The 23,367-nt window shown below is 48.0% G+C and carries 27 protein-coding genes; 2 read left to right on the top strand and 25 right to left on the bottom strand.

Annotated features, from left to right (window positions below):
• Window positions 1-175: 175 nt before the first annotated feature.
• From ylqF to smc, 13 genes are all read right to left on the bottom strand, one after another.
• Window positions 176-1,021, bottom strand: coding sequence for a ribosome biogenesis GTPase YlqF (gene ylqF, locus A4U59_RS18840; RefSeq protein WP_066175164.1), 846 nt, complete (start codon window positions 1,019-1,021; stop codon window positions 176-178).
• Window positions 1,022-1,048: 27 nt separating this feature from the next.
• Entirely contained in the window at window positions 1,049-1,600 is a 552-nt protein-coding gene (lepB, locus tag A4U59_RS18835; RefSeq protein WP_066175160.1) for a signal peptidase I, read from the bottom strand.
• 193 nt (window positions 1,601-1,793) lie between these two features.
• A complete protein-coding gene (rplS, locus tag A4U59_RS18830; RefSeq protein WP_066175158.1) occupies window positions 1,794-2,141 on the bottom strand; it encodes a 50S ribosomal protein L19 in 348 nt (115 codons plus the stop codon).
• Window positions 2,142-2,280: 139 nt separating this feature from the next.
• Window positions 2,281-3,024 carry a tRNA (guanosine(37)-N1)-methyltransferase TrmD gene (trmD, locus tag A4U59_RS18825; protein ID WP_066175156.1) on the bottom strand — a complete coding sequence of 248 codons (744 nt, stop codon included), beginning with the start codon at window positions 3,022-3,024 and terminating at the stop codon, window positions 2,281-2,283.
• Window positions 3,024-3,539, bottom strand: coding sequence for a ribosome maturation factor RimM (rimM, locus tag A4U59_RS21495; protein WP_066175154.1), 516 nt, complete (start codon window positions 3,537-3,539; stop codon window positions 3,024-3,026). Before rimM ends, trmD begins: the two co-directional genes overlap by 1 nt.
• A 21-nt stretch (window positions 3,540-3,560) precedes the next feature.
• A complete protein-coding gene (locus A4U59_RS21490) occupies window positions 3,561-3,947 on the bottom strand; it encodes a YlqD family protein (RefSeq protein ID WP_066175152.1) in 387 nt (128 codons plus the stop codon).
• A gap of 183 nt (window positions 3,948-4,130) precedes the next feature.
• Window positions 4,131-4,358: a KH domain-containing protein gene (locus A4U59_RS18810; RefSeq protein ID WP_066175150.1), complete on the bottom strand. Its 228-nt coding sequence runs from the start codon at window positions 4,356-4,358 to the stop codon at window positions 4,131-4,133.
• A 15-nt stretch (window positions 4,359-4,373) separates the two neighbouring features.
• Window positions 4,374-4,646, bottom strand: coding sequence for a 30S ribosomal protein S16 (rpsP, locus tag A4U59_RS18805; RefSeq protein ID WP_066175148.1), 273 nt, complete (start codon window positions 4,644-4,646; stop codon window positions 4,374-4,376).
• Window positions 4,647-4,733: 87 nt separating this feature from the next.
• On the bottom strand, window positions 4,734-6,077 hold the full coding sequence (gene ffh / locus A4U59_RS18800; RefSeq protein WP_066175146.1) for a signal recognition particle protein: 1,344 nt from the start codon (window positions 6,075-6,077) through the stop codon (window positions 4,734-4,736).
• Between the two features lie 15 nt (window positions 6,078-6,092).
• Entirely contained in the window at window positions 6,093-6,428 is a 336-nt protein-coding gene (locus A4U59_RS18795) for a putative DNA-binding protein (RefSeq protein ID WP_066175145.1), read from the bottom strand.
• Window positions 6,429-6,553: 125 nt separating this feature from the next.
• Complete coding sequence (gene ftsY / locus A4U59_RS18790) at window positions 6,554-7,570, bottom strand: signal recognition particle-docking protein FtsY (RefSeq protein WP_066175144.1); 1,017 nt, start codon at window positions 7,568-7,570, stop codon at window positions 6,554-6,556.
• 175 nt (window positions 7,571-7,745) lie between these two features.
• Window positions 7,746-8,024 carry a hypothetical protein gene (locus A4U59_RS18785; RefSeq protein WP_066175142.1) on the bottom strand — a complete coding sequence of 93 codons (279 nt, stop codon included), beginning with the start codon at window positions 8,022-8,024 and terminating at the stop codon, window positions 7,746-7,748.
• A 109-nt stretch (window positions 8,025-8,133) separates the two neighbouring features.
• Entirely contained in the window at window positions 8,134-11,706 is a 3,573-nt protein-coding gene (gene smc / locus A4U59_RS18780; protein ID WP_066175140.1) for a chromosome segregation protein SMC, read from the bottom strand.
• A gap of 334 nt (window positions 11,707-12,040) precedes the next feature.
• Between smc and A4U59_RS18775 the strand changes: the two genes are divergently transcribed.
• On the top strand, window positions 12,041-12,262 hold the full coding sequence (locus A4U59_RS18775; protein ID WP_066175171.1) for a DUF1128 domain-containing protein: 222 nt from the start codon (window positions 12,041-12,043) through the stop codon (window positions 12,260-12,262).
• A gap of 117 nt (window positions 12,263-12,379) precedes the next feature.
• Here the strand turns inward: A4U59_RS18775 and rnc are convergent, their stop codons facing one another.
• From rnc to A4U59_RS18720, 11 genes are all read right to left on the bottom strand, one after another.
• Window positions 12,380-13,063, bottom strand: a complete 684-nt coding sequence (rnc, locus tag A4U59_RS18770; protein WP_245680592.1) for a ribonuclease III — start codon at window positions 13,061-13,063, stop codon at window positions 12,380-12,382.
• Window positions 13,064-13,225: 162 nt separating this feature from the next.
• Complete coding sequence (acpP, locus tag A4U59_RS18765) at window positions 13,226-13,459, bottom strand: acyl carrier protein (RefSeq protein ID WP_066175136.1); 234 nt, start codon at window positions 13,457-13,459, stop codon at window positions 13,226-13,228.
• A 77-nt stretch (window positions 13,460-13,536) separates the two neighbouring features.
• Window positions 13,537-14,280, bottom strand: coding sequence for a 3-oxoacyl-[acyl-carrier-protein] reductase (gene fabG / locus A4U59_RS18760; protein ID WP_066175135.1), 744 nt, complete (start codon window positions 14,278-14,280; stop codon window positions 13,537-13,539).
• Between the two features lie 2 nt (window positions 14,281-14,282).
• A complete protein-coding gene (fabD, locus tag A4U59_RS18755) occupies window positions 14,283-15,227 on the bottom strand; it encodes an ACP S-malonyltransferase (protein WP_066175133.1) in 945 nt (314 codons plus the stop codon).
• Between the two features lie 29 nt (window positions 15,228-15,256).
• On the bottom strand, window positions 15,257-16,246 hold the full coding sequence (gene plsX, locus A4U59_RS18750) for a phosphate acyltransferase PlsX (protein ID WP_066175131.1): 990 nt from the start codon (window positions 16,244-16,246) through the stop codon (window positions 15,257-15,259).
• Complete coding sequence (fapR, locus tag A4U59_RS18745) at window positions 16,230-16,826, bottom strand: transcription factor FapR (protein WP_066175129.1); 597 nt, start codon at window positions 16,824-16,826, stop codon at window positions 16,230-16,232. Before fapR ends, plsX begins: the two co-directional genes overlap by 17 nt.
• Before the next feature lie 77 nt (window positions 16,827-16,903).
• Window positions 16,904-18,943, bottom strand: a complete 2,040-nt coding sequence (recG, locus tag A4U59_RS18740) for an ATP-dependent DNA helicase RecG (RefSeq protein WP_066175127.1) — start codon at window positions 18,941-18,943, stop codon at window positions 16,904-16,906.
• 11 nt (window positions 18,944-18,954) lie between these two features.
• Window positions 18,955-19,839 (bottom strand): L-serine ammonia-lyase, iron-sulfur-dependent, subunit alpha, encoded by an 885-nt coding sequence (gene sdaAA, locus A4U59_RS18735; RefSeq protein ID WP_066175125.1) that lies wholly within the window; start codon window positions 19,837-19,839, stop codon window positions 18,955-18,957.
• A gap of 48 nt (window positions 19,840-19,887) precedes the next feature.
• A complete protein-coding gene (gene sdaAB, locus A4U59_RS18730; protein WP_066175123.1) occupies window positions 19,888-20,550 on the bottom strand; it encodes an L-serine ammonia-lyase, iron-sulfur-dependent subunit beta in 663 nt (220 codons plus the stop codon).
• 106 nt (window positions 20,551-20,656) lie between these two features.
• Window positions 20,657-22,339 carry a DAK2 domain-containing protein gene (locus tag A4U59_RS18725; RefSeq protein ID WP_066175121.1) on the bottom strand — a complete coding sequence of 561 codons (1,683 nt, stop codon included), beginning with the start codon at window positions 22,337-22,339 and terminating at the stop codon, window positions 20,657-20,659.
• 17 nt (window positions 22,340-22,356) lie between these two features.
• Window positions 22,357-22,722 (bottom strand): Asp23/Gls24 family envelope stress response protein, encoded by a 366-nt coding sequence (locus A4U59_RS18720; protein ID WP_066175119.1) that lies wholly within the window; start codon window positions 22,720-22,722, stop codon window positions 22,357-22,359.
• A gap of 252 nt (window positions 22,723-22,974) precedes the next feature.
• Between A4U59_RS18720 and rpmB the strand changes: the two genes are divergently transcribed.
• Entirely contained in the window at window positions 22,975-23,163 is a 189-nt protein-coding gene (gene rpmB / locus A4U59_RS18715) for a 50S ribosomal protein L28 (RefSeq protein WP_066175117.1), read from the top strand.
• A gap of 56 nt (window positions 23,164-23,219) precedes the next feature.
• On the opposite strand, the gene spoVM is transcribed toward rpmB, so the two are convergent.
• Window positions 23,220-23,300, bottom strand: a complete 81-nt coding sequence (spoVM, locus tag A4U59_RS18710; protein WP_066175112.1) for a stage V sporulation protein SpoVM — start codon at window positions 23,298-23,300, stop codon at window positions 23,220-23,222.
• Between the last annotated feature and the right edge of the window lie 67 nt (window positions 23,301-23,367).

Genomic DNA, 23,367 nt, shown 5'->3' with positions numbered 1-23,367 from the left:
CGGGGTACCCGCAGGAAGGTGATCTTTCCTTCCGGAGGGGATCACCGCTAATGACGATAGCTGCTGGCACCTGGAGCTGGATGACTCCCTTCTCGTTTTTTTATCCACGACGCAAAATTTTTTTAATTTCCTTAACAGCAAAAAAGGCAGCCCGTAAATAGGCTGCCAGTCGATTTTAAGGGCGTTCAAAAGTGATTCTCCCGATTTTACCTGAGCGGAGTTCCCTGAGCAGCATCTCAGATGTCCTGTCATAGTCAGGAATGCCGCCCCCCATCAAAAAGCCCCGCTTGGCAGCAATCGCATCAAACAGTTCAATGACATCGTCCGGAAGCTCTTCAAGACTGTAGCGTTCTTTGAGCAGTTCGGGATATTCCCCTTTCAAAAAGCGGAGCAGGAACACGGACAGTTCCCCGAAATCAAGGAGGGGGTCCTTGATCGCGCCTGTCACAGCCAGGCGGGAGCCGACTGTTTCATCCTCGAATTTCGGCCATAATATGCCGGGTGTATCCAGCAGCTCGAATTCTTTTCCGACTTTAATCCATTGCTGGGCTGTTGTCACTCCTGGACGATCGCCTGTTTTTGCCGCTTTTTTGTTTGCGAGCCGGTTGATGAGCGTCGATTTGCCGACGTTCGGAATTCCGAGTATAAGCGCCCGTACCGCTCTTGGGTTCCGGATACCTTTAGCCTGCATCTTTTCGAATTTTTCTTTGACGAGCAGGCGTGACTGTTCGATGATATTTTTCACGCCGCTTCCGGTCTGCGAATTGACAGCGAGCGCGGCAAACCCTTGCCCTTTGAAGTATTGTATCCATTCAGTTGTCGCCCGGGGATCGGCCAGGTCCGACTTGTTAAGAATGACAAGCCGCGGCTTATCTCCTGCGATTTCATCAATCATCGGATTGCGGGAGGACATCGGCAGGCGGGCATCCACCAGCTCAATCACTACATCAATCAATTTGATCTTTTCCATCGCCTGGCGTTTAGCCTTCGCCATATGACCCGGAAACCATTGAATTGTCATACTGTCACCCTCTTTGTTATCGCCTGTTTAATCAACAAACTCAATATGGGAAGGGGGCCAATAAATGACATTCGCTTCACCGATGACACGGTCCATCGGGACAGTTCCGATAATCCGGCTGTCCTTGCTGTAACGCCTGTTATCACCCATGACAAACAACTGCCCTTCTGGGACTTTCCCTTCCTGGAGAATTTCTTCCAGAGTGAAATCGAACGTCAAATTCCCTTCATCCGTCCGCCGTTTGAAGTCTTTTAAAAAAGGCTCTTCAAGCGGTTCACCATTTACGAAGAGTGTATCATCCCGGTATTCCACATGGTCACCCGGCAATCCGATCACTCTCTTTATATAGTCTTTCTCTTCACTGGCTCTAAATACAACAATATCGAACCGTTCCGGTTCCCCGATCAGATAGCTCGCTTTGTTCACAATCATGCGGTCCTGATCTTCAAGGGTCGGCATCATGGATTCGCCGTCCACCACAATAGGTGCAAACAAGTAGAAGCGGATCACACCCGCAAGAATAACAGCAATCGCCAGTGCTTTGATCCATTCCCACGCTTCACGTTTTTCGGTTGCCATGCTGATCCTCCACTCTCTTTTTCGATGTATTGCGGGCTTGTCTTAGTCCCTTGCAGGTTATTCCCATTTTACCGGCATATTAAAAGTTTTTCATTCAAAAAGTGTCAATCCCTCTATAATTTCACTATAAAAAAATTTTTATCATCATTTAAAGTGAAAAAAGGAGCTTGCTGTACACAAGCTCCCTTTTTGCTTAATATCTGATTTCTTTGATACGGGCTGCTTTACCGCGCAGGTTACGCAGGTAGTAAAGCTTGGCACGGCGCACTTTACCGCGTCGCACAACGTTGATCTTTGCAATACGTGGCGTGTGCAGCGGGAATGTACGTTCAACTCCAACACCGTATGACACTTTGCGGACAGTGAATGTTTCACTGATGCCGCCGCCGCGACGCTTGATTACAACACCTTCGAACACCTGGATACGTTCACGTGTACCCTCGACAACTTTTACATCAATACGCACAGTATCGCCGGGACGGAAATCTGGCAGGTCAGTTCTAAGCTGCTCTTTTGTAATTTCTTCAATCAATTGTTGCATCGCTGTTTCACTCCTTCCAACAGACATTCATGATTATGCTATTAGATCATATCAGCGGAATATCGTTCTCAAAACCGGACACCGTTCGATATCCAAGTCACAAGAAATATCATAGCATAACAGAAATGCCGTTTCAATACTATTCCATTTCTTTTTTAAATTCTTCAATCCAGGCTGTCTGCTTTTCTGTAAGCGCAATGCCCTCCAGGAGGTCTGGCCTTCTAGTGAAGGTGCGGCGGAACGATTCTTTTTCACGCCATTCCTCTATTTTGGCATGGTCTCCTGACAAAAGGATATCAGGCACTTTCATCCCTCGAAATTCAGCCGGCCGGGTGTACTGCGGATGTTCCAGCAAGCCGCTTGAATATGAATCAAGTTCAGGCGATGCGGCATTGCCGAGAACACCGGGCAGCAGACGGGTTACACTGTCGGCAATAACCATAGCCCCCAGCTCTCCGCCCGTCAAAACAAAATCACCGATTGATAATTCATCTGTCACTAGATGCTCGCGTATTCGCTCATCGTATCCCTCATAATGGCCGCAAATAAAAATCAGTTGATCTTCTTGCGCAAGCTCCTCCGCTTTCCGCTGGGTATACCGTTCTCCCTGAGGGCACAAAAGGACTACGCGGGGCTTTTCGGATTCGCTTTGTTCTGTGAGTTGTTCAACAGCACTGAACAGCGGCTGGGGTGACAAAACCATGCCTGCACCGCCGCCATATGGATAATCATCCACTTTATTATGTTTGTTCTCTGAGAATTCGCGGAAATTATGGACAGCGAATCGGACGGCTTTTTTTTCCTGAGCCTTTTTCAATATGGAGTTGTCAAGGATGCCGGGAAACATCTCGGGGAACAAGGTGAGAAAATCAATTTTAAGCATTACAGCAATCCTTCCATCAGATGGATTTTGACAATCTGCTGCCGGATATCGACATGAAGCACGACACCTTCAATGTAGGGAATCAGTAAATCTCTTTCGCCTTTCCGCTGAACCACCCAGACATCGTTGGCGCCGGGCGATAAAATTTCCTTGATTCTGCCGATTTCTTCCCCGGCTTCATCAACGACTCGGCAGCCGATGACTTCATGATAATAAAATTCATTATCCTCCAACTCACCAAGCTGTTCCGTCCTTATTTTCAACAGGGCGCCTTTGTACCGCTCAACATCATTCACATTATTGTGCCCTTCAAATTGAAGGAGATCAAACTGTTTATGCTTCCGGTGATGCTTCACCGTCACTTCATACAATTCTCCGCTGTCAGGCATTTCCACATATAATGTATTACCCGCTTTGTATCTTTCCTCATGGAAGTCTGTGCGTGAAATGACACGGACCTCACCTTTAATACCGTGTGTATTGACAATTTTGCCTACGTTCAGCCATGCAGTCAACAGGCAAACCTCCCCTGGGTTTTACTCGATCGCCACGATGACACCATCCTTAACGATGATGGATCGGTCTTTTGTTATGCTGTCCCATTTATCGCCGACACTGACATCGACATATGTTTCTGATTCTTCCTGGATAAGTTCACTTCCATCCGGGAGCCGGTCGAGTTCATCTAAATTAAACTCCATTTTTTTTATTTTATCCATTCGCCGTTCGATTTCTTCATTGAAGCGTTCCGCTATCCGGCCTCGATTCATTTTTTCATTCTTTTGCAGCTTTTTCATCTCGAATTGCAGCTGTCTGCATTCCGTTTCAAGCTGACCGATTTGCCTGGCAAATGACTCACGCAGCTTCTTACGGCTTTTATCCGTCAGCACTTGCTTAATAAGGACTTTGACCAGAATCTTCATCGCACACCTCCGGCTTCAGGCAGGGCAAACCGGCAAACTGCCGATTCGCCTCCTATAAAGAAAACCTGACCGCCCACCGGGGCCAGCAGGCCCTGTGGTTGCCCGGTCGACCTTATCTTTTCCTGGAATTTTCAATGCATCATACACTAAATGCAAAAAAGGGAGAGGAAAAAATCCCCGCCCTTACAAAATTTCCAGATGAATCTTTTTATCAAGGTTCACACCGGCTGCGTATACAACAGTGCGGATCGCTCTGGCGACACGCCCCTGTTTTCCGATAACTTTACCGGTATCCTCCTGATGGACACTCAGCTGGTACGTAATTTTGCGGTCGCCTTCAATTACTTTAACCGTAACATCTTCAGGGTGATCCACAAGGGCTTTTACGATGGTTGAAATTAATTCTACCATGTCCAATTACCCTGATTACTTCTGGTTTTTAGCGTTATGGAATTTTTCCATAATGCCGGCATTTGAGAACAGGTTGCGGACCGTGTCAGACGGCTTGGCACCCGTCTGCAGCCAGTGCAGGGCGCGCTCTTCATCGATGTTTACCGCTGCCGGTTTTGCAACCGGGTTGTATGTGCCGATCTCTTCGATGAAACGGCCGTCACGCGGTGAACGTGAATCTGCGACTACCAAACGATAATATGGTGATTTTTTAGCGCCCATGCGCTTTAAACGAATTTTTGTTGCCATTATTACATGCACCTCCGAATTTGTTTCCACACAAGTTTTAATATTACCAAATGACTTAAGATGTGTAAAGGAAAAAATATTAACACCTTACATGAACGGGAACTTCATCCCTTTTTTGCCTTTTCCTTTTTGCATATTTGTCATTTGTTTCATCATTTTCTTCATATCTTCAAACTGTTTCAGCAAGCGGTTCACTTCCTGTACGGAAGTTCCGCTTCCCTTTGCGATCCGTTTCTTGCGGCTCGCATTGATGGTTTCCGGGTGGATCTTTTCATCTTTGGTCATCGATTGGATGATCGCTTCAATGTGGCCAATCTGTTTCTCATCCACCTGTACATTATCAAGGCCTTTGATTTTATTGGCACCCGGCATCATTTTGATCAGCTCGTCAAGCGGTCCCATGTTGCGGACCTGGCCAAGCTGTTCGAGAAAGTCATCAAAGGTGAAAGACATGGTTCGCATCTTTTCTTCCATTTCTCTCGCCTTTGTTTCGTCGACGTCCTTCTGCGCCTTTTCGATGAGCGTCAGCATATCACCCATGCCGAGGATCCTTGATGCCATCCTGTCAGGATGGAACGGCTCAAGCTGGTCAAGTTTTTCGCCCATACCGACAAATTTGATCGGTGTGTCTGTAACTGATTTGACCGAAAGTGCAGCACCGCCCCTCGTATCGCCGTCAAGTTTCGTCAGGACAACCCCCGTGAGGCCCAGCTGTTCATTGAAGCTTTGCGCGACATTTACAGCATCCTGGCCCGTCATTGCATCTACGACAAGGAAAATTTCATCCGGAGTGACCGTTTCCTTGATTTGCTTCAATTCATCCATCAAAGCTTCATCAACATGAAGGCGGCCTGCGGTATCGATAATGACATAGTCATTATGCTCTTCTTTCGCCTTATCGATCGCCTTCTGGGCGATTTCAACAGGGCTTACTTTGTCCCCAAGCGAGAAGACAGGCATGCTGAGCTGCTTTCCGATCGTTTCCAGCTGGTTAATCGCAGCCGGACGGTATATGTCGGCAGCTGCAAGAAGCGGCTTGCGGTTATGCTTTTTGCGCAGGTGATTTGCCAGCTTGCCGGTGGTGGTCGTTTTACCTGCACCTTGCAGGCCGACCATCATGATCACCGTCGGCGGCCGTTTGGCCGTCTTGATTTTGCTTTGTTCCCCGCCCATCAGTTCAGTCAATTCCTCTTTGACGACCTTGATGACCTGCTGGCCCGGTGTCAACGATTCCATGACTTCCTGGCCGACTGCACGTTCATTGACGCGTTTGACAAAATCTTTGACGACCTTGAAGTTGACATCGGCTTCAAGCAGGGCAAGCCGGACTTCACGCATCATCGCCTTGACATCGGCTTCGCTCACTTTCCCCTTGCCCTTTATTTTCTGAATGGTGCTTTGCAGTCGGTCGGCTAATCCTTCAAATGCCATATCGTGCCGCCCTCCCTAGTCCAGTTTGTCGATATCTTCCACAATACGGAACAATTTTTCTTTCGGCCCGCCGATTTCGGCAAGGCCGGATTTGAGCAGCCCGAGCAGCTGTTTTCTTTCCTGGAACTTCTTAAATAACAGCAGTTTTTCTTCATATTGCTCAAGCATTGCTTCCGTCCGTTTGATATTGTCGTATACAGCCTGGCGGCTGACCTGGTATTCTTCAGCGATTTCACCAAGGGAATAATCGTCCAGATAATAGAATGCCATATAGTTCCGCTGCTTGGGCGTCAGCAGTTCCTGATAAAAATCGAACAGATAATTCATTCTCGTCGTTTTTTCCAGCGACATGGCGGACACTCCCTATGTTAAGTAAAACGCCTTTACGAAATATTATAATACATGCTCGTGCAATCCATGTCAAGTTTTTATCTTAACAGAGATCGATAGCAAAAATCCGCGAGTTATTCCCTAACCTATTCTTCGTCTTCCTCTTCTTCCTCGTCTCCCGCTTTGTCCACCATATCTGAAAACAGGCCATAAACGAATTGCTCGGCATCGAACTCCTGCAGATCATCCATTCTTTCGCCAAGACCGACAAACTTGATCGGAATCTGGAGTTCATGACGGATGGCCAGGACAATACCGCCTTTTGCCGTTCCGTCCAGTTTGGTGAGGACGATCCCGCTCAGCTCGGTAGTGTCATTGAAAATTTTAGCCTGGCTCATCGCATTCTGGCCTGTTGTCGCATCGACGACAAGCAGTGTTTCATGTGGAGCGCCCGGAATTTCCCTGGACAGCACTTTTTTCACTTTCCCGAGCTCGTTCATCAAGTTCACTTTATTTTGCAGGCGGCCGGCTGTATCGCAAAGAAGGACATCAGCTTTGCGGGACTGCGCCGCCTTAACGGCATCAAACATAACGGCAGCCGGGTCTGAACCCGCAGCTTGCTTGATCACTTCCACACCGACACGTTCTCCCCAGACTTCAAGCTGTTCGATCGCCCCTGCCCGGAAGGTGTCTCCGGCAGCAAGCACAACCTTTTTGCCTTCTTCTTTGAAATTGTGCGCCATCTTTCCGATTGTTGTCGTTTTCCCGACGCCGTTGACACCGACAAACAGGATGACGGTAAGTCCGCCCTCTTCCATATTCAAGCCGGGATTTCCACCGGTGTCTTCTTCATGGAAGAGTTCCACAAGCTTTTCCGAGATCACTGCCTGGACTTCTTTCGGGTCTTTGATATTACGGAGCTTCACTTCATCTTTCAGTTCCTCGATTAAGTCCATGACAGTCGCGACACCGACATCCGCACTGATCATGATTTCTTCTAGTTCCTCAAAAAACTCCTCATCGACTTTACGATATTGGGCAACAAGTTCATTGATACGGCCTGTAAAAGAATCCCTCGTCTTGGTCAAGCCGTCCTTGAACTTATCTGTTGTGTCATTTGTCTGTTTCGTCAGTTTATCCTTCAACTTCTTGAAAAAGCTCATACATGCACATCCTTTCCTTCTTTACTGGTTCTGCAGAATGCGGCTGTTGATTTCCGCAGCAGATACTCGCTTTCACCAAATCACAATTGCGCCATCTGTTCTTGCTTCACTTCGGTCACATTCACGGTGTCTTCTTCGCCGCGGGGCGGGGTGAACCTTATGATTGCTTACGCTCTTACAGGGTCTCACTTTTCCGGCCCCTTCCGCTGGACGTTGATTTGAATAATATCCTAAAGTCATCACCGCATGAAGAAAATCCGGAGCAGTTTTCAAGGGGCTTGCCCAGCCTTGCAAAATCAACCTCATCATATAACAGCGCCTTTTTGATAACGGCTGGTTTACGATGAGATCGATATTGAGAACCAGTCGTGAGATCCGCCAGCTTTCCAAAATAGTATGTGCCGGACTGTTCCAGCGCAGGACACGCGTGCCCATGAGAATAGTTTCCTGTCATTCACCGAGCCGGCCTCCCCATTCCTGCAGTCCGGCACTTTTTAATCTGTTGAATTAGTATGGAAATATAACCAGGCTGTGCAGATTCAGGACCGCAGCCGCCGCTTCCTTTAAGCTTGCTGCCCCTGCACGAGCTGCTTGGATTCTTCCAGTCGGACGGAAACAAGCTTTGAAACGCCAGATTCCTGCATGGTAACACCGTATAAAACATCCGCTTCTTCCATTGTGCCTTTTCGGTGGGTGATGACGATGAACTGCGATTCGGCGCTGAACTGTTTCAGAAAAGCTGCAAAGCGGTGTACATTCGCATCATCGAGGGCGGCTTCCACCTCATCCAGGACGCAAAACGGAACCGGCCGCACTTTCAAAATGGCAAACAGCAGCGCGATAGCCGTAAGCGCCCGTTCCCCTCCTGAAAGAAGGTTGAGGTTTTGCAGCTTCTTGCCCGGCGGCTGCGCTACGATATCGACACCGGTAGTCAGCATATTGTCTGGATCGGTGAGCAGAAGATCGGCACGTCCGCCCCCGAACAGCTCGGCAAATACGGTGCCGAAATGCTCGCGGATATCATAAAAGACCGACTGGAACCTTCTTGTCATTTCTTCATCCATTTCCGCTATGACGGTATGCAGGGTTTCTTTCGCTTCCATCAGATCGTTCCGCTGCTCTTCAAGGAAACTGAAACGCTCCGCAATCCGTTCGTATTCTTCAATTGCGCCTGTATTCACAGAGCCAAGCTCTTCGATGGCTAGTTTAATCAGTTTCACTTTTGTCCTTGCTTCTTCAGCGGTGACGGTCAGTTCGTATTCTGCTTTGGCAGCATCAAACGACAGCGCATATTCGTCACGCAGGTGGTCGAGCCTGTTTTCAAGCCCGACATCAAGGCGGTTGATTTTGACTTCCTCATCCCTAAGCAGCTCGGTCAGCTGTTTGTACTGCCGTTTTTCTTCCTTCAATTCCCGTTCAATATCATCATGCTTCTGTTGGTGTTTCATCCGTTCTTCGCGGCGATTCGAAATAAGTGAGACACTTTCATCCTTTTCCCTCCGTTTGCGGATGATCTCTTCTTCAAGTTTTTCCTCTCCGGAAGAGTTGGAGTTCATTTCTTCTTCAAGCAGAATAAATTCTTCTTTCGCGTTTTCGAGGAGCTCTTTCGTCTCCGCTTGTTCTGCTGCAATTCTTGCTACTGTGTTCTCCTGATTGGCTGCCATTTGCTGCTTTTCGGCATATGTAACTTTCAATTCGGTCACATCACTCTGCAGCGCTTCTTTTGAATGCTGCTGGACGGATTTTTGCTTTGTCAATTGTTCGATCGTCTGCTCCAATTCTTTTGCCTCGAGGGTGCTGGCAGCCAATTCCTTTTTCAGCTTATCCAGCTTTTCGCTTTTTTGCTGCCTGTCCTGCTGGTAGCTTTGCATTTCATGCTCGTAAAGCGACAGTCTCTCAGAAGCATTGCGTTCTTCCATTTCCACTTCCCTGAGTCCGCTTTTCAACGCCTGTTCATCCATTTTGGCCCGGCTGATTTTTTCGCGCCATTCGTCCATTCTCTTTTCATCCGCTGAGATGGTTTCTTTCAAAGACTTTACGCGCTTTTCAAGCTGCCCCGTCTGCTTTTCCGCTTCAGCCAATTTTCTCTTCAGGTGTTCAAGTTCACGCTGGCGGCTTAAAAGGGAGTTGCCTTTTTGCTTTGCCGCACCACCTGTCATCGAGCCGCCCGGGTTCACCACATCCCCTTCTGCTGTAACAATCCGGTACCGGTAGTTAAGCATGCGGGCCAAATCATTGGCACCCTTCAAATCGCTTGTGACAATGACATTGCCGAGCAGATTGGAAATAACAGGGGAGTATCGGTCTTCATGTTTGACAAGTTCGGCACCAACGCCGATAAAAGCAGGGTGTCCGCTGACTGCTTCCAGCTGCCCTGCAGGAATGCTCCTTCCTTTCAGGACAGTCATCGGGAGGAAAGTCGCCCTTCCGTACCGCATTTTTTTCAAGAAGCCGATCGCTGAACGGGCATTTTTTTCGTTATCGATGACAATGTGCTGCATCGCTCCGCCCAGTGCCGTTTCAATGGCAGTTTCATACTCTTTCGGAACTGTAATCAATTCGGCAACTGCACCCGCTATTCCCGGAATCCGGTCACGCGCTTTCAAAACTTCCTTGACCCCCTGGAAAAAACCCGAGTAGTCGTCCTGCATGTCCTCAAGCACTTCTTTTTTTGATCTGAACTGCTGGATGTACTGATAAGCCTGGTAAAGTTTTGATTCACTGGATGAATAGCTCTGCCTGTTTTTCTCAAGCTTTTGCTGGAATTGATGGAACTCGGCAGCCTGCGCTTCGATTTCCTTCCCCTTTTCTTCAAGCTTTTCTTCAATTTCAGCCTTCCGGTTCCGGATTTCTTCCAGCCTGGAGGAATACTTATGGGAATCTTCATCAAGCCGGCTGTTCTTGCTTTGTTCTTGAGTGAGCTGTTCTTCAATGTAGCGGATTTCATTACGGAACGCCGCCTGGCGGTTCAGCAAATCGATGTAATCCGTCTTCATGTTCTCGATGGCCTCTTCGATATTCTGGTCGCTAACCGTGAGTTCCGTTTGCTTCTGTTTCAGTTTTTCCCCGATGGCTGACAGTTCAGACTGATAATCGGCGAGCTTTTGGTTTTCTTGCTTCAGATTCATTTCAAGACGGGCGGCTTTTTCTTCGCCGTCACGGATTTGCTGCTTATAGGACTCCCTGTGCTGATGATAATTTTTCTTCCTCTCTTTCAGGACCTCTTTGCGTCCTTCCAGCTTCTCAAGGTCTTTGCTTGCAATGAGAAGGACTTCCTGCAAATCGTTTACCGATTCATCAATTGCCAGCATCGTGTCACGGAGTTCTTCCAGCCGCGCTTCCTTTTTCTGGATTTCTGCTCCAAGCCTGATTTCAAGATCGCTGTTGCGTGCGAAATCAGCCTTTTGAGCCTCCCACTGTTCATGGAGTTCCTCAATCTCATGCACAGTGAGCGCAACTTCAATTTCCTTCAGTTCAGCTTTTTTCTCCAAATAATCACGGGCGATCGATGCCTGGATTTTCAGGGGTTCAAGCTGGCCCTCCAGCTCATGAATAATATCTTCCACTCGATGGAGGTTCTCCTGGGTTTCATTCAATTTTTGCTCCGCTTTTCTTTTTCGGTGTTTATATTTCAGGACACCGGCAGCTTCCTCAAATATAGTGCGCCGGTCCTCTGACTTGCTGCTTAAAATTTCTTCGACACGGCCCTGGCTGATAATGGAGAATGCTTCTCTGCCAAGACCCGAATCCATGAATAAATCTACAATATCCTTCAGCCTGCATGATTGTTTATTAATGAAAAATTCGCTCTCCCCTGACCGGTACACACGCCTTGTCACGGTAATTTCCGAGTAATCTGTCGGGAAAAAGCGGTCTGTATTATCCAGGGTCAGGGCGACCTCAGCCACATTCAGCGACTTTCTCGTGTCGCTCCCGGCAAAAATGATATCTTCCATTTTGGAGCCGCGCAGCGATTTGGCTGACTGTTCACCCAGAACCCAGCGGATTGCATCGGTAATATTACTTTTTCCGCTTCCATTCGGACCGACAACAGCCGTCACTCCCGGAACAAAATCTACTGATACCCGTTCTGCAAATGATTTAAATCCCACAACGTCTAATCGTTTGAGGAACATTTGTTTTCCTCCTTGCAACATTCAGCTAGTCATAATATGACTTTAATATTTTATCATAAAAGCATCCCATCTTATATGAAGGCTATGTTAAATCGTATTTTAGCACGGTTTTCACCAGACGGGGCATCCTTTGCCATAACTGAGTTTGCAAAAAAGGATGAAATTGAGGAACATACACTTCCGCACCACTTTCAGTAAACAGAGTTGGGAACTTGGCGGAAGTTCATGTATGATAGAGATAACTGTTTTTCAGTTTCCCAGCACAGGCATTATCCTTTGCATTGCTGGAAACTGCATTCCGACACGAAATGAAGTCCCGGGAAAGGATGATACGATGAATCTTGAAGAAAAAAACCGTGAAAATCTTTCCTTCATGATTGAAGACCTTGCAAACGAACTGCAAGTCGTTAATCGTGAAGCCATTAAGCCAGAGAATTTCCAGCTGGAAGACTATGATGAGATCAAAGACATCTACAGCATGGTTAAAAGCAAAAACAACATCTCCGTCAGCGAGATGCAAGCCCTTATAGCAGAACTGGGCAGACTAAGAAAATAAGGTGCCTGCTAAGCTTACAGCGGGCATACCGGTAAATAGGAGATCAATCTTTCACAGCAAAAAGGACAATCCAGGCGGATTGTCCTTTTGTTTTGTCAGGAATTCCCGATAGATGTTTCACGTTTCCAGGTCTGCAAGCGCAGCTTTTGCAGCCATCTGCTCAGCCTCTTTTTTGGACCGGCCTGTGCCTCTTCCCAAAATCCGGCCGTTCAAATTGATTTCGGAAATGAATTCACGGTTATGGGCAGGACCTTTTTCTTCAACGATCCTGTACACGATCATCCCCGCGCCTTCCCGCTGGATGACTTCCTGCAGCTGGCTTTTATAATCCATCACATGAGAAAAAGCACCTTCATCAATTTTCGGATATACGACTTTATCAAGCACAGCCAGAACATCATCGAGCCCTCTGTCTAGATACAGAGCCCCGATGAACGCTTCAAACACATCGGCAAGCAGTGCCGGCCGCTCACGGCCCCCGGTCATTTCCTCGCCTTTTCCCAGCAAAATGAATTCTCCGAACGACAGGGAATGGGCAAAATTCACGAGTGAAGCCTCGCACACAATCGCAGCGCGGAGTTTGGTCAGTTCCCCTTCGCTCATCGCCGGATACTTGTTGAAAAGATATTGGGAAACTGTCAATTCCAGGACGGCATCGCCAAGAAATTCAAGTCTTTCATTATCCGAAAACGGCCCTTTTCGATGCTCATTCACATAAGATGAATGGGTGAACGCCTGTTTTAAAAGCTTTTCATTTTCAAACTCAATGCCAAGCTGCTGCTGTAACTTATCAAATTTCATTTTCTGATTTCCACCTGTTCTTTTATATGGATAGCGGACAGACATTAATGTTGTTCCCTCCAGTACTGCTACTATGATTTCTGGTCAGGCAGCAGATTTCCGGCCGGCATAAAAGCGGAGAAAGCCCCGTTAATTGATAACGGGACTTCATGTATCGCTGATCTATTGATTGGCTTTTATGTAGTTCACTGCATCGCCTACTGTTTCAATTTTTTCAGCGTCTTCATCGGAAATCTCCATATCGAATTCGTCTTCTAATTCCATGACGAGCTCGACCACATCAAGGGAATCAGCGCCGAGGTCATCTTTAAATTTAGCTTCAGGTTTCACTTCCGACTCATCAACTCCAAGACGATCCACAACGATTTTCGCTACGCGATCTAAAACATCTGCCATGACACTTCACCTCCCCTCAAGTCATTATAGTCGATTATCCTTTATTGTAAAAGTGATATCGGGTGATTTTAGAATTTTTAGGACATCACCATGCCGCCGTCAACCTGCAAGGTCTGGCCGGTGATATAGGCGCTGTCTTCGGAAGCGAGAAATTTAACCACAGCAGCGATATCTGCAGGCGACCCAAAACGGCTCAGCGGAATTTGTTTCAGCATCTCTTCTTTCACATCATCAGGAAGTTTGTCGGTCATATCCGTTGAGATGAATCCTGGCGCCACAGCATTGACCGTTATGTTCCGGGCTGCCAGTTCCCGTGCGGTTGTCTTCGTCAGACCGATGACACCCGCTTTGGCTGCAACATAGTTGGCCTGGCCCGGGTTGCCGACGATGCCCACGACAGAAGCGACATTGATGATTCTCCCCTGGCGCTGCTTCATCATCTGGCGGGTGACCGCTTTTGTGCAGTTGAATACACCTTTCAGATTCGTATCGATGACAGAATCCCATTCCTCTTCTTTCATTCTCATAAGGAGATTGTCTTTTGTAATGCCCGCATTGTTCACCAGGATATCCAGGGATCCGAACGTTTCAATGACCGTTTTCACCATCTGCTTCACTTCTTCGGCAGAACTGACGTCAGCACGGATAGCGAGCGCTTCGCCTCCGCCGCTTTTGATTTCATCCGCCACTTCATTGGCTTTCTCTTCATTTCCGGCATAGTTGACCGCCACTTTCGCACCCTGCTCAGCAAGCATTAGAGCTATGGCGCGTCCGATGCCTCTTGACCCTCCGGTCACGAGCACTGATTTACCTGTCAGCATCGTCATTCTCCTCCCTTTAAGGCATCCGCCGCTTTTTCAATCGTTTCCATATCGTAGACCGGGAGCACGGTTACAGACCTGTCAATTTTTTTTATCAGGCCGGAAAGGACTTTACCCGGACCGACTTCAACGAATGTATCAACCCCGAGATCGATCAATGTGTTGACCGATTCTTCCCAGCGTACCGGTGAAAAGAGCTGTTCAACCAGTTTACGGCGGATTTCCTGTGCCGCCTGCACCGGCTGCCCATCCACATTGGCGATGACCGGGACAGAAGCATCTTTTACCGTTATGCCATCAAGGATTCCGGTAAACTTCTCAGCCGCAGGTTTCATCAATGAGGAGTGAAACGGTCCGCTCACATTCAAAGGGATGACACGTCTTGCCCCTTTTTCCTTCGCTAGCTCACCGGCCTGACGCACCCCTTCAGCAGTGCCGCTGATAACAATCTGTCCTGGACTGTTCAAGTTGGCGAGCTGCACCGCCTGGCCCGCCCCTGTAATTTCACGGGTGATGCCTTCAAGCTGTGCAGCATCCATTCCCATGACAGCTGCCATGGAACCTTCACCTGATGGGACCGCTTCTTCCATTAACGTGCCGCGCTTATGGACCGCGAAGACTGCATCGGCAAATGAAAGGGAATCAGCTGCCACAAGTGCACTATATTCGCCGAGACTGTGGCCTGCTGTATAATCCGGTTTTACGCCATATTCAGCAAAGGCTGCATAAATGGCAATGCTCGCTGTCAATAAAGCAGGCTGGGTAATAGCTGTTTGTTTCAGTTCATGATCAGGCCCTTCAAAAATGGTCTTGCTGAGCGAAAAACCGAGCCGCTCATCTGCCTCTTTGAAAATATTTGACGCACGGCTGCTGTGGTCCGCCGCTTCTTTCCCCATTCCGACCGCCTGGGCTCCCTGGCCCGGGAAAACAAAAGCTGTTTTACTCACATTTTCACGCTCCTCAGGTCGTCTTAGTTTCAGGATTGTTTAACTGCCTGTTCTCCGATCAGACCGGCCACATTCTGGTCTGCCATATTCTTTGCCTGCCTGACCGCATTTAAAATCGCATTGGCATCAGAAGATCCATGTGCTTTTATGACCGGGGCCTTCAGTCCGAATAATCCAGCGCCCCCATATTCCGAATAATCCAGTTTCCCTTTTAATTTCTTGAACTGCGGTTTCAGCACAGCAGCAGCAGCCTTGCTCTTAAATGAAGAAGTCAGTTCTTCCTTCAGCATACTGAAAATGGCCATAGCTGTGCCTTCAATCGTCTTCAAGGCGATATTGCCGGTAAATCCGTCGCATACGACAACATCCGCTCCGCCTGTCAGCAAGTCGCGGGACTCGACATTCCCGATAAAGTTCACATCCGCCTCTTTCAGCATTTCGAATGTCAGGCGGCTCAGTTCATTGCCTTTTTTCTCTTCTGTACCGATATTCATCAGTCCAACGGTCGGGTTCTTAATGCCCCTGACCTTCTCGGTATAGATCGAACCCATTATGGCGAACTGCAGCAAATGCTCCGGTTTCGCATCAACATTTGCTCCTGCATCCAGAAGCAGAAACCCTTTGCCGTCAACCGTCGGCAGAGTAGGGGCCAGAGCCGGCCTGTCAATTCCTTTGATCCGTCCGACCACAAAAAGCCCGGCTGTCATGAGGGCGCCTGTGTTCCCTGCTGAAATGCAGGCATCCGCTCTTCCCTCTGCCACTTCTGCAGCTGCGAGAACCATTGATGAATTTTTTTTGCGCCTGACGGCTCTTACCGGTTCATCTTCTCCTTCAATTACTTCATCAGTATGTAAAATCGATATGGCAGGGTTTTCCGTACTCATATGGCTGCGAATTTCGGTTTCTTTTCCGACCAGTAAAACTTCGAGACCGGGAAACTCTCCGACAGCAAGCTCCGCCCCTTTTACAATTTGTTCAGGGGCATTGTCCCCTCCCATTGCGTCAATTGCTATTTTCATTGTACCTGGCCTTCTTTCCTTTATTTGATCGATACATGTTGAATAACCCGCTGAAAACCAGTTCGTTGCCGACATAGCTTTCCACCGACACAGAGGTCCTTCCCCTTTCGTCATCGGTACTTTGCACGCGCGCTTTGGCGACGACCCGTTCTTTTTCCTTTACTTGCCTCGTAAAACGGATATCTGCTTTGGCGGTAAGCGCCAGTTCATCATCTATTACTGCGACTGCTAAGGAGTTAGCCTGGGCAAACAGGTGATGGCCGCGGGCGATTTTATTTCGGGAAAATACGTGCTCAGGCCCGACATCCAAAATCGAAATCGCGCTTTCATCAAGGTTAAGGTCGATGACTTCACCGATCACTTCCTCAAGCGGCAGCGCCCGCACTTCCTCTTCCCAGCGGTTTTCAGCGACATGCTTGATCCGTTCGCGCAGCTCGGGAATCGCGAGTTCCATCCGGTCAAGCCGTATCGTCTGCACGCTTACATCGAATTGCCGGGCCAGTTCATCATCTGTAATGAACGGGTTTGTTTCGATCGTTGTTTTCAGCTGTAATTGTCTGTCTTTTTTTGTTCGTTTCATTTGTAGACACCGTCCGGTTCTATGACTAGGTACTAAAAGTAGTATATAATTTCTTGTTTTTATTTGCAATAGATTTCTCAATCCAGTTTCGATGTGTTAAATACACCTTCACCCTGCAAATATCTGCGCAGCCCCTCATATTCCGGCGCATTCCAGAACCCTTCTGAGCGAACCATCGCAGCTGCATCACTGCGGGCTGTTTCAAGGGCCCGGTAGTCATGCACAACGTCAGCAACTTTAAAATCGGGCAGACCGCTTTGTTTCACCCCAAAAAAATCCCCGGGTCCGCGCAATTCGAGATCCCGTTCTGAAAGTTCGAAGCCGTCGTTTGTTTCCGTCATCACCCTCATCCGCTCCTTGCCCGTTTCCGACTTCGGATCGGCAAGCAGGATGCAGTAACTCTGTTCACTGCCTCTCCCAACCCGTCCCCGGAGCTGATGAAGCTGGGCAAGCCCGAACCGTTCAGCATCATAAATGACCATCACAGTTGCATTCGGTACATTGACGCCAACCTCAACGACAGTTGTAGACACGAGTACCTGCAGGTTGTTTTCACCGAACTGCTGCATCACATCATCTTTCTCCGCAGCAGACAGGCGGCCGTGCATGAGGCCGACATCGTATCGCCCCTGAAAATGCTGTGTGAGCATGGCATGGACATCGATGGCATTTTGGACATCAAGCTTTTCCGACTCTTCGATCAGCGGGCAGATGACATAAGCCTGCCGGCCGCTCCGGATTTCTTTTTCCATGAAATCAAGGACGCGCGGGAGCATGTCATGCTTAGCCCAATACGTTTCAATCGTTTTTCGGCCGGCCGGCATTTCATCTATGATTGATACGTCCATGTCCCCGAAGACCGATATCGCCAGCGTCCGGGGAATCGGAGTCGCTGTCATGAAAAGAACATCCGGTTCCGGTCCTTTTTCGCGGAGCAGCCGGCGCTGGCCGACTCCGAAGCGGTGTTGTTCATCGGTGATGACCAACCCTAAATGATTGAAATCAACTTCGTCTTGAATGAGGGCATGTGTGCCGATCAGGACATCAATTTCGCCGGTTTGAAGACGGGCAAGAAGTTCCTTGCGCTGTTTTCCTTTGACTGAACTCGTCAAAAGGGCTGCATGGATGCCGTTTGCAGCAAGAAGCGGTTCAAGCGACTGCCTGTGCTGATCGGCCAGTATTTCGGTAGGGGCCATCATCGCCCCCTGGTATCCAGCATCAACTGCGGCTATAAGAGCGATTGCAGCTACCACCGTTTTGCCAGATCCGACATCCCCTTGCAGCAGCCGGTTCATTCTATAAGGCTGTTTCAAATCGTCAAGGATTTCGCCTACGACCCTTTGCTGTGCTCCTGTTAGAGGAAAAGGCAGCCCTTCTATGAAGTTCTGTACATTTTTCATAGAAAAGGTCATGGCTTTTCCGGGTGACTGCTCCCGCTCCAGTTTTTTAAATGCCTGGAGCTTCAGCTGGAACAGCAAAAACTCCTCATATACAAAACGGCGGCGCGCATGCTTCAAATGCTGGTGGCTGGCTGGATTATGCATCACCTTCAGCGCTTGCATCCGGTCAGGAAGACGATAGGTGGAGAGTAAAGTTTGCGGGAGGATTTCTGTCACTGCAGAACCAAAATCGTTCAGTGCATTTGTGATCCACTTATGCATCGACTTCTGGGTCACACTGCCCTTCACCGAGTAAACCGGCTTTATTTTCCGCGCGGTTTCCAACTGGCCTTTTTTCATTTCGGACACGGTGATCGTCTGCCGGTGCTGATCCCACTTACCGGTGATGGTTACAGTTTCCCCCGGGTTCAAATGCTGCTTATAAAACGGCTGGTTGAAGAACACCGCCTTGATCAAATACCGTCCAGTCATGAAACGGACAGTCATCCGTGACTTTTTCCTGCCGAAATAGCGAAGAGAAGGTTCACTATGGACCTTCCCTTCAAGCGTTACTCTTTCCTCGTGTTTGATTTCTGTGATGTCTTTCACTTCGTAGTCTTCATACCGGTAGGGGAAATGTTCCAGCAAATCGGACACCTTTTCAATCCCCATTTCCGCCAATGTTTTGGCTGATTCAGGGCCTATTCCTTTTACCGCTGTCACCGGTTGTTGTTCCATTTTGTAATCACTCACTTTTTATCAAGGGATAATCCGAAAATTTTCGCTTCCAGTTCCCGTCCTGTCGGTGTTGCGGCAAGTCCGCCAAGTGCCGTTTCTCTTAACGCACCCGGCATTGACTGGCCGATTTTATACATTGCATCGATGACTTCATCACATGGAATGCGGCTTGTTATGCCGGCAAGGGCCATATCAGCAGCGGTCATCGCAAGTGCCGCTCCCATCGCATTCCGTTTAACACAAGGCACCTCCACCAGGCCTGCAACCGGGTCACAGACAAGCCCCAGCATGTTTTTCAATGTTATGGCCATCGCTTCAGCAGATTGCGAAGGTGTGCCGCCAGCCATTTCAACTATGGCAGCGGATGCCATTCCGCTTGCAGAACCGACTTCAGCCTGGCAGCCGCCGGCAGCTCCGGAGATTGAAGCGTTATTGGCCACTACAATGCCGAACGCACCTGAGGTGAACAGGAAATTCAGCATTTCTTCCCGGGTAGGATTGAGCTTTTCCTTGACGGCAAACAGCGTACCGGGAACGACTCCCGCAGAACCTGCGGTCGGTGTCGCACAAATGGTTCCCATCGCCGCATTCACTTCATTCGTGGCAACCGCTTTACTTACAGCATCAAGTACAGTGAGGCCTGATAATGTGTTGCCTTTGGCGATATACTTTTGCAGCAGGACTGCATCGCCCCCGGTCAATCCTGAATGGGATACCACACCTTCAAGACCTTTTTTCACAGCCTCTTCCATCACTTGAAGATTGCGGTCCATAAAGCTCAATACTTCTTCATGGTTTAGCTTCTTCACTTCCATCTCCTGCTCTATCATCACTTCAGAGATTTTCTTCCCGCTTGTTTCGGCGAGTTCTACCAGTTCTGCTGCTGTTCTGAACATGTCCTTCCTCCTTCTCTAATGACTGTACCAATGCACTGTATGCTAATGCTATTCAACAATTTTAGAAACCTGGACGATATTCGGCAATTCCCTGATTTCTTTCATTACTTCTTCTTCGATATCATGGTCGACCTCTATTGTCATAAGCGCTTTTTGCCCTTTGTCCTTTCGGGATACATCCATATGCCCGATGTTCAGCTGATGCTTAGCAATGACGGCGGCTACATTCGCGATGCATCCATATCTGTCATGATGAATGACCGTGATCGCAGGGGTGTTGCCGGAAACCCTTAGCTCGAAGCCATCGAGTTCGATAATTTCTATTTTACCTCCGCCGATCGAAATCCCGGTCAGTTCCATGCGGTTATCCTCATTTACAAGAACCACTTTTGCCGTATTCGGATGATCGGTCAAGTCATCCGCTTCTTTTATCCGGACATTGATTCCTTCCGCACGGGCATGTTGAAGGGAATTGACAATCCGCTCATCATCCGTATCGAAATCAAGAATTCCACCAACGATTGCCACGTCTGTACCATGGCCGCGATACGTTTTTGCAAAGGAACCATAAAATGTGATTTCAGCTGTTTCCGGCTTCCCGCCGAATAAGTTGCGGGCAACCCGCCCGATCCGTGCCGCACCTGCCGTATGGGAACTGGACGGGCCGATCATGACAGGGCCAATAATATCAAAAACACTTTTATATTTCATTTCCTTTCCTCCCAAAGACAGAACTGGCCTGATAAAAATGCCGCATTCGCAAATAAATAGAAGGGTTTGCCCCTTCTATTTATCGGTTTATCTTTATTCCATTCGATTATTCAACCGAGAAAATATACGAGTAAAGCGGCTGGCCGCCTTCATGCACTTCAATTTCAATGTCTTCGAATTTATCTTCAATATACTGTGTGAGCCCTTCCACATCATCTTCTGAAGCATCCTGTCCGACAATGACAGTAATGATTTCATCATCTTCATCCAACAGCTGATCCAGAAGCAATTTCGTTGCCTCATTCATATTTTTGTCGGCCGCTACGATTTTTCCATCTGCAATCCCCATGAAATCGTCTTTTTTGATTTCGAAGCCTTCAATTGACGTATCTCGGACAGCAAAAGTTACCTGACCGGTTTTGACGGCTGATGCAGATTCGGACATCGACTCTGCATTCTCTTCCAGTGTCTGGGAAGGGTTAAACGCGAGAAGGGCGCTCATCCCCTGTGGAACGGTCTTCGTTTTGACGACTTCCACTTTGCTTTCCACAACCGAAGCCGCCTGTTCGGCAGCCATTATGATATTTTTGTTATTTGGCAGAATAATGATTTCTTCTGCATTTGCATCTTCGATTGCCTTGAGGATATCTTCCGTGCTCGGATTCATCGTCTGTCCGCCTTCTATAACGGCTGTGGCGCCCAGGCTCTTGAACATCTCGCTGATTCCATCGCCCATCGCCACAGTTATGATGCCGAATTTTTCTTTGCGGGCTGGGGCCGGAGCAGGTTCTTGGCCACCGGCGGACCTATCTTTTTCAACAAGTTCTGTATGCTGCTGCCGCATATTTTCAATTTTCATATTGATCAAACTGCCATACTTCTGTCCATAGCTTAGCACATCACCCGGCTGTTCGGCATGGATATGGACTTTCACGATGTCATCGCTTGAAACGACAAGAAGTGAATCACCGTAATTGCTGATCTCATTGCGGAAATCATCTTCACTGAAAGGGTTGTCCTTCAGCTTTTCATCTTCCAGACGCACCATGAATTCAGTACAATATCCAAACTCGATATCCTCAGTTGACATATGGCTGTGTACACTTTTGTGATGCTCAGCATTCACAAGCTCATCCATGGAAGGAGCAGATATCGATGTTTCCGGAAGGGCTTCCCCTTTCAGGACGGCATTGAATCCTTCATATATGACGACAAGACCCTGTCCACCACTGTCCACGACACCCACTTCTTTCAATACAGGCAGGAGGTCCGGAGTCCGTTCCAGTGATGCCTTCGCTTCCTTCAGTGTCTCTTCCATGACAGCCGTAATGTCCTGTTGTTTCTTGGCCGTCTGCACCGCTCTTTTCGCAGCGTCTTTGGCCACTGTCAGTATTGTGCCTTCAACCGGTTTCATTACAGCTTTATATGCTGTTTCAACACCTGCTTCAAATGCCTTTGCGAACTCGGTGCTGTTCACCGTTTCTTTATTCTCCATCGCTTTGGAAAAACCGCGGAATAACTGGGACAGAATAACGCCCGAATTTCCGCGCGCCCCCATCAAAAGGCCGCGTGCCAGATGGCCGGCTACCTTTCCGATATGATCGGCCGGGTTATTCCTCACTTCTTTCGCACCGGAAGTCATGGATAAGTTCATGTTTGTCCCTGTATCTCCATCCGGTACAGGGAAAACGTTAAGCGCATCTACCATTTCTGCATTTCTGGACAGGTTTTCCGCACCCTGCAGCACCATTTGCGCAAAACGTTCTCCATCCAATTTCATCATAGTCACAAAGCTTCCTCCTCACACTACGGGTTTGTCACCCGGACTCCCTGCACATACACATTCACGGAGTCCACTGAAATTCCTAATGTTTTATTTAAGGTGTATTTCACTTTTGTCTGAACATTGTGGGCCACTTCCGAAATTTTCGTGCCGTAACTCACAATGATATAGGCATCAATATGTATTTCGTCTTCTTCATTCTGGCGTACGACAACACCTTTGGCCAGGTTTTCCCGGCCCAGGATATCTGACAGGCCGTCCTTCAGCTGTTTCCTGGATGCCATGCCGACAATCCCATAACTGTCAACTGCAGCTCCGCCGGCAATTGTGCCGATGACTTCATTGCTTATATCGATATTGCCGTAGTCAGTTCGCATCTCAATAGTCATAGAGAATCCTCCTTTTCGATTAGCAGGTAAAGCTAATCTCATTTTACTATATACAATATCAATAATAAAGTGCCCGATTTGCAGAGCTATATAAACGCCACTATTATATACATCATACCGGATTTCAAGTTGTCAAGGAAATTTTCTTGAAACGGTTGTTCGATGAGTATTGATTTCTTCTATAAGGTGTGATAAGTTTAATTAGTATTTCTTGAAAATAAGCAATATGTTCGTTGATAAGGAGGTTCTTTCATGGCTCGCAAATGTGTAGTTACCGGCCGGCAGACACGCAAAGGCAACAAGCGTTCACACGCAATGAATGCTTCTAAACGCAAATGGGGTGCGAATGTCCAAAAGGTTCGCATCATGGTTGACGGCAAACCGAAACGCGTTTATGTTTCTGCCCGTGCCCTTAAATCCGGAAAAGTAGAACGCGTATAATCAAGCATGCTTTTCGCATAAACAAAAAAAGCACCTGACCAAGGTGCTTTTTTTGTTCATTCCTTTTTGAAAGATCCCAATATCGCCCTTACAAATCCCCCGATGAACTTAGGAAGTTTAATTGTATAAAACTTCATGTTTCCCCCTCCTCAAACCGGTTAATCCTGCACATATTATGAACAATAAAAAGGACATCTCTTTCAT

This window comes from Bacillus marinisedimentorum (genome assembly GCF_001644195.2).
GTDB lineage: Bacteria > Bacillota > Bacilli > Bacillales > Bacillaceae_O > Bacillus_BL > Bacillus_BL marinisedimentorum.
The sequence above is the reverse complement of the archived record's forward strand: the minus strand, read 5'-3'. Positions and strand labels throughout refer to the sequence as shown.